The following is an 11,720-nucleotide window of genomic DNA, read 5'->3' as shown; positions in this document are numbered from 1 at the left end:
TCGTGACGGCAATCGATCTCCTGCGGATCGCCCGTCAGGCGGATCGACTTGATGACCGTCCCCACCTTGAGCGTCTTGCCGGCCCCCTTGACCTCGAGATCCTTGATCAGTGCGACGCTGTCGCCATCCTCGAGCAGGTTCCCGACCGCGTCGCGAACCTCGACCTGCGAGGCCGCGGCCTTGCGTTCCGCAAGCTCCGACGCCGGCATCCACTCGCCGCTTTCCTCGTCATAGGCATAGTCGTCACTGTCACTCATTTCATTCTCCAGACTTGGTCAGAATTGGGTTTCCCGGCCGCCGGCCGATCGAGAAACGGCGCGTGCGAATGGCCTGCCGCTCACAGGGGCCGCTGTCATTTCGCACCCGCGAGATCGATCGCAAGCGCCTGCGCGCCCGCATAATCGGCCGCATAGGCGATGCGGCCCGCCGCTTCGCCAAGGCCGATCCGCCCGAGCATCGCCCGCGGCTGGGGCTGCACCCCCGAGACAATCACCCGCGCGCCCGCCAGCCGGGCCTGTTCGACAAATTCCTCAAGTGCCTGCGCGCCGCTCGCATCGAGGAGCGGTACGAGCCGCATGCGCAAGATGATGACGCGCGGCGACTGCCCGACGCGGCGCAGCGTGTCGAGCAGCTCACCCGCGACCCCGAAAAAGAAGGGACCGGCGATCCGGAACACCTCGACGCCCGGCGGCAGGTCATCGCGCTGGTCGAGATCTTCGGCATCGAGTTCGGCGTCGCGCCGCCCGCTTCGATCGACCTCGACCGCTTCGGCCATACGCGCCATGAAAAGCAGCGACGCGAGCGTCACCCCGACCGCGATCGCCACCGTCAGATCGACGAGGACCGTCAATCCGAAGGTGATGAGCAGCACCGCCCGGTCGCTGTTCGGCATCCGCAGCAGCGCGAGGAAGCGCTGATACTCGCTCATGCCCCAGGCGACCACGAACAGGATCGCCGCGAGCGCCGCCATCGGCACATAGGCCATCAGGTCCGTGCCGAAGAGGATGAAGACGAGCAGAAAGGCCGCGTGCATCATGCCCGCGACGGGAGTCTTCGCACCCGACCGGATATTGGTCGCGGTGCGCGCGATCGCTCCGGTGGCCGGGAGGCCGCCGAACAGCGCCGAACCGAGGTTGGCGACGCCCTGCCCGACCAGCTCCTGGTTCGAGCGATGCCGCGTCCCCGCCATGCCGTCGGCGACGACGGCGGACAGCAGCGCCTCGATCCCGGCGAGGAAAGCGATCGTGAAGGCCGACGGCAGGACGGCATTGATCTTGACGAGCGAGATGTCGGGAAACGACGGCACCGGGAGCCCGGCCGGTATATCGGGAAAGCGCGAACCGATCGTGTCGACCGGCAGGTTCAAAAGTGCCACCGCAACGGAGCTCGCCACCACCGCGATCAGGAAGCCCGGCAGGCGCGGCGCGAATTTGCGAAACGCGATGATGATCGCCAGCGCGCCGCCGCCGACGCCGATTGCGGCCCAGTTCGCGCTGGACAGCGCCCCCAGATAAGCCTGCCACTTGGGGAGGAAATCGACGGGCACCCGATCGATCGCAAGGCCAAGGAAGTCCTTGACCTGGCTCGAGGCGATGATGACAGCGATCCCCGCGGTGAAGCCGGTCACCACCGGATGCGGGATATATTTGATCATCTGGCCGAAACGGAGCAGGCCCGCCGCGATGAGGATGAGCCCGGCGAGCAAGGTCGCGATCAACAGGCCGTCATAGCCGTGGCTCGCGATGACGTTGAAGATCACGGCGACGAAGGCGCCCGTCGGCCCGCCCACCTGCACGCGCGATCCACCGAGCGCCGAGATCAGGAAACCCGCAACGACGGCCGTGATCAGCCCTTTGTCGGGAGAGGCGCCGCTGGCGATGCCGAGCGCCATGGCGAGCGGCAGGGCGACGATCGCGACGGTCAGGCCGGCGATCGCATCGGCGCGGAATGTGGCGGCGGAATAACCCTCGCGAAAGACCGTAAAGAGCTTCGGCGTATAGGTCTCGGGTGTCACCGAATTTCGGGCCTGCTCGGAAATTTGGCAGACAGAAGTCCGCGCCCCGGCCGCTTGGGATCGGTGTCCGCCACTTCGCGGAGGCGCACGCCGCGCCCGGTCCCGACGCTCGATGAATATTCGCCGAGCAATTCGATGCCGTTGCTTTCGAGGGCGCCGATCACTTTCACCAGCGTATCGACAACACCGCGCACCTGACCGTTCGATGCTTCCATGCGCTGGATCGTTGGAAGCGAAAGACCTGCCAGCTCGGCGAGCTGACGCTGATCTATCCCCAGAAGGGCACGCGCGGCCCGCATCTGCTGCGAGGTGATCATATCAGCTCCTTGGTGTTTTATACATCAATTATCAATCTTAACACCATCATCTAATGCTGTATATATCGATCATGCTAAGCAATCGATCAATCTATGACGCCGAAGCGGGCGCCTGCCACGAATGCAGTTCGGGCGTTCGTCACGGAGAACGCGACTAATGCCCAATTTTATGGTGTCGCCCTTCGACCGCCCCATCACCAGGAAGACTCCGCCGCCGCCGAACGATCAGGATCCGGGAAGCGAAGACTTTGCGCTCCCGACCTCGGGCTGGGCGGCGATGTTCCGGGGTGCACGAGGCCAATGCCCGCGTTGCAACGATGCGAAGCTGTTTATCCGCTTCCTGAAGCCGGTGGCAATTTGCCCCCGTTGCCTGCAGGACTGGATGCATCAGCAGGCCGATGACTTCCCGGCCTATGTATCGATCCTCCTGACAGGCCATATCATGGCGCCCATCATCATCGCACTCATCCGGGATACGCCGCTGTCGCTCGCCGCCTTGGCCGCGATCATCGTGCCGTTGATGCTGGCGCTGATGATCGGGTTTCTTCAGCCTGCGAAGGGCGCGATCATCGCGTTGCAGTGGTGGCTGGGCATGCACGGATTCGAGAGGGAACGGCCCGCTCCGGAGGCGAGTGACCGCAAAGCGTGACGCTTTGCACGGGAGATGGTCAACGCAGCCTCTCGGCGTTCGATACGCTCCCGTTCAGCGGCATTGCAGCTCACCGCGGTCGATCGCGCGCCCGAGTACGGCGCCGCCCGCAGCACCGATAATTGTGCCCACCGTCCGGTCGCGCCCACCGTCGAGCTCGCGTCCGGCAAGGGCTCCGACCGCGGCACCGATGATCAGGCCGGTGGTGCCATTGTCGCGGCGGCAATGATAGCGCCCGTCATCCCCCCGCCAGATGCGGTCACCATGGGACAGGCGTCGCGGTTCATAATAGCGCCCATAGCTGTCATAGAGACTGCGATCTTTGGCGCGTTTTCCATGCGCCGGAGCCCAAGGAGGCGGATCGGCCAAAGCGGGAGCCGTCGGCATGGCGACGGCGGCGAGAATCGCTGCGACGATAATCTTCCTCATGACATGTTTTTCCTTCGCTTCTGCTCACCGAATAGCAGACGGTGCCCGAACACCCGATGAATGCTGTTCGCGAAGACAATTGCCGCCTGCCACATTTTTCGGCGTCATGTGACCGGCTGCAGACCGGCATCTTTCGGCCAGAAATTTGCGCAAGCGGGACATGCGGCCGGTTTTTGGAACAGAGCGGCATCGCAAGGCCTTTCCTGAGCCCTGACCCCACCTCTCGACATGCTATGCCCTCTAGCCGTTGCAGGCGCAGCCAGTGGGCTGATGGCACGTCTTCTCTCGCGCTATGCAAGAATTGCCACAGGCTTTCCCCTTGCTGCATACCTTGCAGCAACTTCCAGCCATTGCTGTGCCGCATAGCGGCAATGACGCAGGTGTCATCGCGAGCAGCGCCAAGGCGCCGATAAATGCCTTCATCATCGCTCTCTCCCCCAAGACCCGCCATAACAGAGCATGAGCAGAAGGTCGAATCCGACGGCCGATGACTCTACTTTCGCCCGGTGCCATCTTCTCTGTGATGGGTAATCTCAATTCGACCGAAAGGGCATTGTGCAAGAAATCGCCGACTGTTCGGGGTCGAAACGCCATATGCCTCAATCTGCCGAGCGAAGTTTAAGTAGGACTTTCTTTGCTGTCCGAGGCGGTTTAGTCTTCTCGTTCGGCGTCTGTCGTGCAGAAGAAGTGTCAATAGGGGGAGATCTGAACTTGTCTGACAACCAGCCCACGGTAGAAACCGACGTCACGAAAGCTTGGCAAGCGACGCAGGATCAGAAGGGTGCCGCAAAGCGCCTTCGCATTTACGCCGCGCTGTCGTGGGTTGTTGCCATTGGCACCGAGATCGCCGGCATCGTCTTGCTCAAGCAGCACAAGTTCGACCACGGCAACCTTCTATTGTTGATCGGCCTTCTGGTCGTGATCGCCGTGTTTGCGATTGCCGGCAGTGTGATGTGGAAAAAGGCCAACACCCACGACCCGGCCAGTCGGGCTGACGCTTTCCGTTTTTTCGTCCAGAATCAGCTCGGTGCGATCATCACCATGATCGCGTTCCTGCCGCTGATTGTCCTGATTTTCATGGACAAGGATATGGATCCCAAGAACAAGAAGATCGCTGGCGGCGTCGGCGTCGTATTGGCGCTGCTCGCCACTTTGGTCGGGATCGACTTCAAACCGCCTTCGACCGAACAATATACTCAGGACATGAACCAGTGCGCGGCGCAGATTAAAGCAGCCGAGCCAACCACCGCCTGTTCCCCCGCGGTTGCCGCTCAGGCGCAGGACATCGCGCGCGACTCCACCGCGGTGGCTGACGCGACGAAGACGGCCGCAAACCCCGCTGGTCAGGATGTGGTCTATTGGATCGCGCCAGAAAATGGCGCCAAGACCTCGTCGACACCGCATGTCTTCCACCTTTGCGAGGGCGTGAGTACGCTCCGCGGCAAGACGGTGAATCAGGGCTCCGTGACAGAAGCTTATGCGGAGAATGCGACGCGCATGACCAAGCAGATAGCGATGGAACAGAAACAATGCGGATTCGCCACTACGTCCTAAGCCGGCCCTCCTTTCACGGTATTTGATAAAACCCATAGTGGGCCTGTCGGAGCAAATGCATCGGTCGGCGATCAGCGTATTGACCAGCTAAAGGGCGAGCAACGCTTCGCCAGCGAAATCTTGGGCGATCGGGAACCGCAATGACTGTAGCAAAATGGGAGTTTTGGTCTGCTGCCGTGATGTTTGCCGCCAAGCATGGTTTTGAAGCAGAGGCCGCGGCTGCTGAAAAATTGCAGGACGCCGTTGCGCGTGGTCATATGGGTGACACCCTGACTTGGCGAGAGATCGCAGAGCGATTGCCCGCGATTTTGGCTAAAAACCGCCCGCCATCGGCATAAACTTGGATTTTCGGAAAAAAGGGGTCGTCTTTGCCAAATCCGGCGCCAATAAGCGCATCGAAGGTTCGGTGAGTGCATCACTTCGCTCAGTATCGTGCACGGCTTTTGGCGGATTGCGGTCGGGCGGCTTTCGAGCAAAAACTGTGAATAACGGACATCAACGACCCGGTCCCCAGCCGAAGCTAGGCCGATAGATGGCCTTTCACTTTAGACCCGGCCAAAAGAGCGGACGAGTAGGAACCGATAATGGGAAAGCTAGCTCGTGTGGCATTCGTTACAGCAGTAATAACACCCATTTGATTGGCTGTAGGTCCTCTTTGCCTCCTGCACGGCACCTCGGCAGGTTGCATGCGATCCAAGCGAAACCCGGTTCTCCGGATTCGGTTCATGCCCGCACCCAGTCTGGTGGACCTCGTGGTCCCCATTCGACTGAGCATTCTTGTTCACATGGTAGTATGGCATAACGCTCCCCTTCGATACGAGGCTAAGGTTCACGATGCGCGTTTAGCCACCACGAAATGGTCCGAAATGGACCGATGCCGCTCAGGTAGACCGGGTCGGCAGGTGGCCGGTTTCAGACAGGCAGCTTCCGGGGACTAATTCAAGAAAGCCGACATTCTCAGAGGTCTCGCGTGGACGACCTGAACGACCGAAGTCGGTCGTGGCAGCGAGGCAAAAAACTCCCCATTAGCTGGCCTTTTTCAATGCAAGCCCGGTCCAGAAGACTCCGTTTGCTTGATTTCTGGCCTGCACCGACGCAGCCTCCGTCCGTTGCACCAATTCGAAGCCACATAGGCCCGCCGCGCTAACGGTCTCGTCTGCGGACACCGGGAACACTTGTCGCCCGTCGGCTCCGGGGCCGTGCCGAAGCGACATGATCAGCAGGCCATCCGCAGTTGTCATATGTGCGAGATTGGCCATGGCGAGCTGGCGCGCATCGTCGTCAAGGTGCTGCCAAACAGCGCAAATGGTGATGAGATTAAACACCCCCGTCGTTCGCGCCTTGGTGAGTTCGGGAAGCCGGTCATCCAACCACTCAATCCCATGGCTATCGTGGAGTGTCATTCCAGCGGTTCGAAGCTCCTCGACAGGTTCAACCGCAAGCACATGATGACCTTGCCCAGCGAACCACGCGGCGTCACGGCCAGTTCCTGCTCCGATATCCGCCATTCTAACGGGCTTTGTCGGCAGTAGGTTCAGCACAGGCGCATAGACATCGTGCGATGAAATGGCTTCAAGCCTTGCGATGAGATCGGCGTTTGCCGCTGTCGCATATCTGCTGAGGATTCCTTCGACCGCCATGAGCCTTTCTCGCTAGCGGACCTTCTCTGGTCGCGATAGGTGCGTCAGTCACTGGGGTTTTTATTGGGGATGCGAGGGGCGTGACCTACATCGGCATTGGCGTTTCGCTCGCATTGCTGTCTTCGGTTACTACCGCCTTGGCGCACGCGTTGTTGAAGGCTGGTAAAGATAAGCTGGCAGTTCGTGCATTGATCGGGGCTGTTGGGACCTTCGCGCTCTTGCCCTTCTGCTTTTTCGTCCCCTTACCGACACTCTCGATGCTCCCTTGGCTTGCGGCCGCATGCGCTCTGCATACCAGCTATCAGCTTGTTCTTATCCGTGCTTACGAAGCCAATGACTTCGCCGTGGCATATCCGATTGCGCGAGGGGTCGCACCGATCGCCACGGCAATATTGGGGGTGGCGCTGCTCGGCGATCGTATCACGGTTGCGGGCGTATTGGGAATTGGGCTGGTCAGCGGAGGTATTTTGCTCATTGCTGTCGGACGCTCGATAGCCGTGGCGGGATTGATCGCAGCCAGCATTGCGGGGCTCTTGACGACGGCGTATACCGTCGTCGATGCTCATACGATCCGGCTTGCACCAGCCGCGATGACATTCGTGGCATGGTTCTTCTTGCTCGACGGCATCATAATGTTTCCAATTTTTGCATTTGCCCGGCGTGGGCGGGTTATATCGCTCCTCCGCTCCGAAGGTCGGCAAGGCCTGATGGCAGGTTTTACCAGTCTTATCAGCTTCGGCGCAGCCCTGTTCGCTCTTCTGCTTGCGCCCGTCGGCATCGTCGCGGCGCTTCGTGAAACGAGCGTGGTGTTTGGGATGTTCATCGCAGCATTTGTGCTTCGCGAGCATGTTGATCGCCGTCGAACTGCAGGCGCCGCTGTGATCGCTGCCGGTGCAATTCTCATCCTTGCCACGGCGGCTTCTTCAACAATTTAGTCGCAAGACTGCTCGTCCTCTTTCCACCCCGTTTCAGCCTTTCGGCGCCGATCCGGCTGAAATGACGGCATCGATCGGTTTCCGGCGTTTAAGCAAGCAGGTCGTCCTTGGTCATAGCTGCCGCAACGGTCAGGTCCGGCAATGAAGCGATTCCTGGCGTGCCATCGCCGCGCCAGATCGCACACACGATTCCAACAACATTGCCTCCAGCTGCTTCGACAAGCTTTACGGCCTCAGGCTGCTTCGTCGAACGCGGCCCGATATCGCTCGACCAATTTCTTTGATGTTATCGAAGATATTCGGAAAAAGTTCGAAACGTCAATGACTTGGCTCACCACTTTTCAACAACCCGATATCCGCATTTGGAATGCTGCGGCCAACATCCGCGGCAGCGGTCCCATTCCAGCGCAGCATTGCTCAAGCGGTTCTTACCTGCGAATTTACCATTGCGTCGCTAAAAGCCGCAAAGACGGCTCAATCTTAGCCGTTTCCGGCGGCGACATCGCGCCGATGCCGGCGTAGGATATGAGGAGTGAATGTGACAACGCTTATAACCGGAGCAGCCGGCTTCATCGGGATGCACGTCGCCGCCGCATTGCTCGATCGTGGCGAACATGTGATCGGCATCGACAATTTCACCCCATATTATTCCCTTGACCTCAAGCGCGCGAGGATCTCGCGCCTTGAGGCAATCCATGGTCGGTCGTTTTCTTTTCTGGATGTCGATTTTGGCGACGCCAACGCGCTCTCCAATGCGCTTTCCAATGAGACAATCGAACGCATCGTACATCTCGGTGCTCAACCTGGCGTGCGCTACTCGCTCGACAATCCAGCCGCCTACATCCACTCGAACGTTTCAGGCCACGTCAATATTCTGGAGTTGGCGCGCCACAGAGCCATTTCGCACCTAGTGTACGCCTCGTCTTCGTCAGTCTACGGGATGCGATCGGATACGCCTTTCCGGGTCTCCGATCGCGCCGATACACCGATTTCGCTCTATGCAGCGACAAAACGCGCCGATGAACTGATGAGCGAAACCTACGCCCACCTTTTCCGGATACCGCTAACGGGCCTGCGCTTCTTTACCGTATATGGGCCATGGGGCAGGCCCGATATGGCCGTATGGAAGTTCACCGAAGCAGTACTGAGTGGCGGTCCAATCGACGTTTACAATCACGGCGACATGCTTCGCGATTTCACCTTTATCGACGATATCGTAAACGGCGTAATCTTGGCGCTCGATCATCCTCCCAAAGACGATAATCGAGAAAAACCGGGCGGCTTCACGACACCTCATCGGTTATACAACATCGGCAACAACCGTCCCGAACAGCTAACCGACCTGATTCAAGCAATCGAAGAGGCATGCGATCGAAAAGCCAAGATCAATCTATTGCCGATGCAAGATGGCGATGTTCATCAGACGTTTGCAGATATCGAAGACATTAGTCGAGATCTCGGTTTTTACCCGGCAACTCCCATGTCTGTCGGAATTCCGGCCTTTGTAAATTGGTACACGAAAGAATGGGCGAAGCGTTAAGCCGACAGCCTGTTTCTTGACACCGGCGATCCGCGTCTTCTTCGCGCTCATCGCATTGCCTCATGCTGGTTGATGACATTGAAAGTTAAGGGGAGCGCCACTTCATATTGTGACACTCCCCTGCCCGTCGGTGTGTGCAGAAGCAGCAACTCGGCAGCTACGACTCAATAAAGACGCGCTGGCATTTGACAAACCGATTGAGGAGCGACGCCGATTTAAGTCGGCGAGGATGACTTACGAAGTAAGCGATGTTCGGGCCCCACCTTGTTTGGTTTCGTGATTGAGGCAGACCAGAGGGGATATGGACGACGCGACGCTAACGACCGGACTGGACACGCGCACTGGAGTTAGTCCGGAGCCGGCCCGGCGCCTCGAGGTGTTCAGTGGGACGGTCGGTCGACGCCGATCGTGGACCGTGGAGCAGAAGTTGGCGATCGTCGCAGAAGCGCAGCATTGCGATAATCTGACGGCGCTTGCTCAGCGGCACGATATCCGGACCTCCCAGCTCTACACCTGGCGCCGCGAGCTTCGTTACGCGCTGGAAGCCCAGCGTGGCTCGATGGATGCGGAGCCGATGTTCGTGCCGGTGGTCGCCGACAACGCCCGACGCAGCGATGTCGCGATAGAAGTGGAGATCGATGGTGCCGTGATCCGGATTGGGCGAACGGCCAAGGCCGATCTGGCTGCTGCCGTGGTGCAAGCCCTTCGGTCGGCTCGATGATCGGGCCTGGCGCTGGCGCCCGCGTCATGATCGCAACGCGGCCCGTAGATTTCCGCAAAGGGCCGGACGCGTTGGCGGCGTTGGTCGGTGCCGAGTATGGCGGCGATCCCTTTTCCGGGGTGATTTACGTCTTTCGGGCGAAGCGGACCGACCGGATCAAGCTGGTCTGGTGGGATGGAACCGGCCTGTGCCTGATGGCTAAGAAGCTGGAGTCAGGGAGCTTCAAGTGGCCGGGGATTCAGGACGGCGTGATGCGTGTGACGGCGGCACAACTTGGCGCTCTGCTGGAAGGTCTGGACTGGCGCCGAGTGCATGGCGGACGCCGCCCGATCGCTCCGCAGATTGCCGGTTGACGCGGCCTTCCCATGCTGATTCACTGCTTCCATGCTCATGGAAGCCGACCTTCCCGATGACGTTGAAGCGCTTCGCGCGCTCGTCCTCGAACAGGCTCGCGAGCTCGATGCGCTCAAGATTTTCAAAGCCGAGGTCGAGCGTCTACAAGCGATCATCGACGCCCTGCAGCGTCACCGTTTTGGCCGCCGGTCCGAACAGCTCGATCCCGATCAGTTCCAGCTTGCCCTCGAGGAAGTCGAGACGGCCTTGGCCGCGGCCGAACACGCTCGCGACAAGGCAAGCGGGGCTCCGGCACAGCGGCCGCGGAAGACCAACCGGGGTTCGCTGCCGACGCATCTGGAGCGGGTCGAACAGATCGTCGATGTCGAGACGAAGACCTGTGTCTGTTGTGGCGGCGCGCTTCATCAGATCGGCGAGGACGTCGCCGAGCGCCTCGATGTCGTGCCGACCACCTTCCGTGTCCTCGTCACCCGCCGCCCGCGCTACGGTTGCCGTTCATGCGAGGGTGCGGTCGTGCAGGCCCCGGCACCGCCGCGGATCGTCGAGGGCGGTATCCCGACCGAAGCGCTGATCGCGCAGGTGCTGGTCTCCAAGTATGCCGACCATCTTCCGCTATACCGGCAGACACAGATCTATGCCCGGCAAGGTATCCAGCTCGATCGCTCGACGCTGGCCGACTGGGTTGGCCGGGCGGCATGGTATTTGCGCCCCTTGCGCGATCACATCCTCGAGCGATTGCGAAGATCGGAACGCTTGTTCGCCGACGAGACGACGGCGCCGGTGCTCGATCCCGGACGCGGGCGGACCAAGACCGGGCAGCTATGGGCCTATGCACGCGATGATCGCCCCTGGGGCGGCAACGATCCGCCGATGGTCGCCTATGTCTATGCCGCCGACCGCAAGGCTGAGCGGGCAGAAGCCCATCTCGGCGATTTCGCGGGCATCCTGCAGGTCGACGGCTATGGCGGCTATGCCGCGCTGGCGAAGCGGCGTCAGCAGATTCGGCTCGCCTTCTGCTGGGCCCATGTGCGCCGCAAGTTCTACGAGCTCGCCGACACATCGCCGGTCGCCACCGAGGTGCTGCGCCGCATCGCCTTGCTCTATGCCATCGAAGACGAGGTGCGAGGTGCGCCGCCCGAACAGCGCCAACAAGCCCGGGGCGAGCGCAGCCGCGCCATCATCGACGATCTGCGTCGGTTTCTTGAAGCCCGCAGCCGTCAGGTCAGCGCCAAAGCGAAGATCGGTGAAGCAATCCGCTACGCGCTCACTCGCTGGGACGGGCTCTCCCGCTTCCTCGACGATGGCCGGGTCGACCTCGATAGCAATGCCGTCGAGCGGTCGATCCGCCCCCTCGCTTTGAACCGCAAAAATGCCCTCTTCGCAGGCTCTGATGAAGGCGGAGACAACTGGGCCGTCATCGCCACGCTCATCGAAAACTGCAAGCTCTCCGGTCTCAACCCCCACACTTGGCTGACCGAAATACTGACCAAGCTCGCCAACGGGCATCCCGCCAATGCCGTCCGCAACCTCATGCCCTGGACCGCCGTGGCCTGAAAACATCGCTTAC

General features: G+C 60.5%; 14 protein-coding genes. 9 read left to right on the top strand and 5 right to left on the bottom strand.

Annotation, left to right across the window (positions count from 1 at the left end; genetic code table 11):
• From ACTJI5_RS22920 to ACTJI5_RS22910, 3 genes are all read right to left on the bottom strand, one after another.
• A partial coding sequence (locus ACTJI5_RS22920) for a PhnA domain-containing protein (protein WP_440861931.1) occupies positions 1-257 on the bottom strand: 257 nt, incomplete at its 3' end.
• A 95-nt stretch (positions 258-352) separates the two neighbouring features.
• On the bottom strand, positions 353-2,014 hold the full coding sequence (locus ACTJI5_RS22915) for a SulP family inorganic anion transporter (RefSeq protein WP_440861964.1): 1,662 nt from the start codon (positions 2,012-2,014) through the stop codon (positions 353-355).
• Entirely contained in the window at positions 2,011-2,331 is a 321-nt protein-coding gene (locus ACTJI5_RS22910; protein WP_440861963.1) for a helix-turn-helix domain-containing protein, read from the bottom strand. The genes ACTJI5_RS22915 and ACTJI5_RS22910 overlap by 4 nt, the downstream gene beginning before the upstream one ends.
• Positions 2,332-2,488: 157 nt before the next feature.
• Between ACTJI5_RS22910 and ACTJI5_RS22905 the strand changes: the two genes are divergently transcribed.
• Entirely contained in the window at positions 2,489-2,980 is a 492-nt protein-coding gene (locus tag ACTJI5_RS22905; protein WP_440861962.1) for a DUF983 domain-containing protein, read from the top strand.
• Positions 2,981-3,034: 54 nt separating this feature from the next.
• Here ACTJI5_RS22905 and ACTJI5_RS22900 read toward each other — a convergent pair whose 3' ends face one another.
• A complete protein-coding gene (locus tag ACTJI5_RS22900) occupies positions 3,035-3,409 on the bottom strand; it encodes a glycine zipper 2TM domain-containing protein (RefSeq protein ID WP_440861961.1) in 375 nt (124 codons plus the stop codon).
• Between the two features lie 711 nt (positions 3,410-4,120).
• On the opposite strand from ACTJI5_RS22900, the gene ACTJI5_RS22895 reads away from it, so the two are divergent.
• Positions 4,121-4,963 (top strand): hypothetical protein, encoded by an 843-nt coding sequence (locus tag ACTJI5_RS22895; RefSeq protein WP_440861960.1) that lies wholly within the window; start codon positions 4,121-4,123, stop codon positions 4,961-4,963.
• A gap of 140 nt (positions 4,964-5,103) precedes the next feature.
• Positions 5,104-5,301, top strand: coding sequence for a hypothetical protein (locus ACTJI5_RS22890; protein WP_440861959.1), 198 nt, complete (start codon positions 5,104-5,106; stop codon positions 5,299-5,301).
• Positions 5,302-5,988: 687 nt separating this feature from the next.
• Here ACTJI5_RS22890 and ACTJI5_RS22885 read toward each other — a convergent pair.
• Positions 5,989-6,603 (bottom strand): class I SAM-dependent methyltransferase, encoded by a 615-nt coding sequence (locus ACTJI5_RS22885; protein WP_440861958.1) that lies wholly within the window; start codon positions 6,601-6,603, stop codon positions 5,989-5,991.
• Between the two features lie 80 nt (positions 6,604-6,683).
• Between ACTJI5_RS22885 and ACTJI5_RS22880 the strand changes: the two genes are divergently transcribed.
• The 6 genes from ACTJI5_RS22880 (at position 6,684) to tnpC (ending at position 11,707) form a co-directional block, all read left to right on the top strand.
• A complete protein-coding gene (locus ACTJI5_RS22880) occupies positions 6,684-7,538 on the top strand; it encodes an EamA family transporter (RefSeq protein ID WP_440861957.1) in 855 nt (284 codons plus the stop codon).
• A gap of 141 nt (positions 7,539-7,679) precedes the next feature.
• Positions 7,680-8,060 carry a hypothetical protein gene (locus ACTJI5_RS22875; protein ID WP_440861956.1) on the top strand — a complete coding sequence of 127 codons (381 nt, stop codon included), beginning with the start codon at positions 7,680-7,682 and terminating at the stop codon, positions 8,058-8,060.
• A 16-nt stretch (positions 8,061-8,076) separates the two neighbouring features.
• The gene (locus ACTJI5_RS22870) at positions 8,077-9,078 is read left to right on the top strand and encodes an NAD-dependent epimerase/dehydratase family protein (protein WP_440861955.1); all 1,002 of its coding nucleotides are present in this window, start codon (positions 8,077-8,079) and stop codon (positions 9,076-9,078) included.
• Between the two features lie 301 nt (positions 9,079-9,379).
• Positions 9,380-9,799 carry a transposase gene (locus tag ACTJI5_RS22865; RefSeq protein WP_440859287.1) on the top strand — a complete coding sequence of 140 codons (420 nt, stop codon included), beginning with the start codon at positions 9,380-9,382 and terminating at the stop codon, positions 9,797-9,799.
• A 26-nt stretch (positions 9,800-9,825) separates the two neighbouring features.
• Entirely contained in the window at positions 9,826-10,152 is a 327-nt protein-coding gene (gene tnpB, locus ACTJI5_RS22860; protein WP_440859286.1) for an IS66 family insertion sequence element accessory protein TnpB, read from the top strand.
• A 31-nt stretch (positions 10,153-10,183) separates the two neighbouring features.
• A complete protein-coding gene (gene tnpC / locus ACTJI5_RS22855) occupies positions 10,184-11,707 on the top strand; it encodes an IS66 family transposase (protein WP_440859285.1) in 1,524 nt (507 codons plus the stop codon).
• Positions 11,708-11,720 lie beyond the last annotated feature (13 nt).

Source organism: Sphingopyxis sp. 22461, from assembly GCF_052044915.1.
GTDB lineage: Bacteria > Pseudomonadota > Alphaproteobacteria > Sphingomonadales > Sphingomonadaceae > Sphingopyxis.
The sequence above is the reverse complement of the archived record's forward strand: the minus strand, read 5'-3'. Positions and strand labels throughout refer to the sequence as shown.

Coding starts and splice junctions, on each gene's coding strand:
- tnpB (WP_440859286.1), top strand. CDS start 9,826: ATGATCGCAACGCGGCCCGTAGATTTCCGCAAAGGGCCGGACGCGTTG.
- ACTJI5_RS22875 (WP_440861956.1), top strand. CDS start 7,680: ATGAAGCGATTCCTGGCGTGCCATCGCCGCGCCAGATCGCACACACGA.
- ACTJI5_RS22890 (WP_440861959.1), top strand. CDS start 5,104: ATGACTGTAGCAAAATGGGAGTTTTGGTCTGCTGCCGTGATGTTTGCC.
- ACTJI5_RS22865 (WP_440859287.1), top strand. CDS start 9,380: ATGGACGACGCGACGCTAACGACCGGACTGGACACGCGCACTGGAGTT.
- ACTJI5_RS22905 (WP_440861962.1), top strand. CDS start 2,489: ATGCCCAATTTTATGGTGTCGCCCTTCGACCGCCCCATCACCAGGAAG.
- tnpC (WP_440859285.1), top strand. CDS start 10,184: ATGCTCATGGAAGCCGACCTTCCCGATGACGTTGAAGCGCTTCGCGCG.
- ACTJI5_RS22885 (WP_440861958.1), bottom strand. CDS start 6,603: ATGGCGGTCGAAGGAATCCTCAGCAGATATGCGACAGCGGCAAACGCC.
- ACTJI5_RS22910 (WP_440861963.1), bottom strand. CDS start 2,331: ATGATCACCTCGCAGCAGATGCGGGCCGCGCGTGCCCTTCTGGGGATA.
- ACTJI5_RS22900 (WP_440861961.1), bottom strand. CDS start 3,409: ATGAGGAAGATTATCGTCGCAGCGATTCTCGCCGCCGTCGCCATGCCG.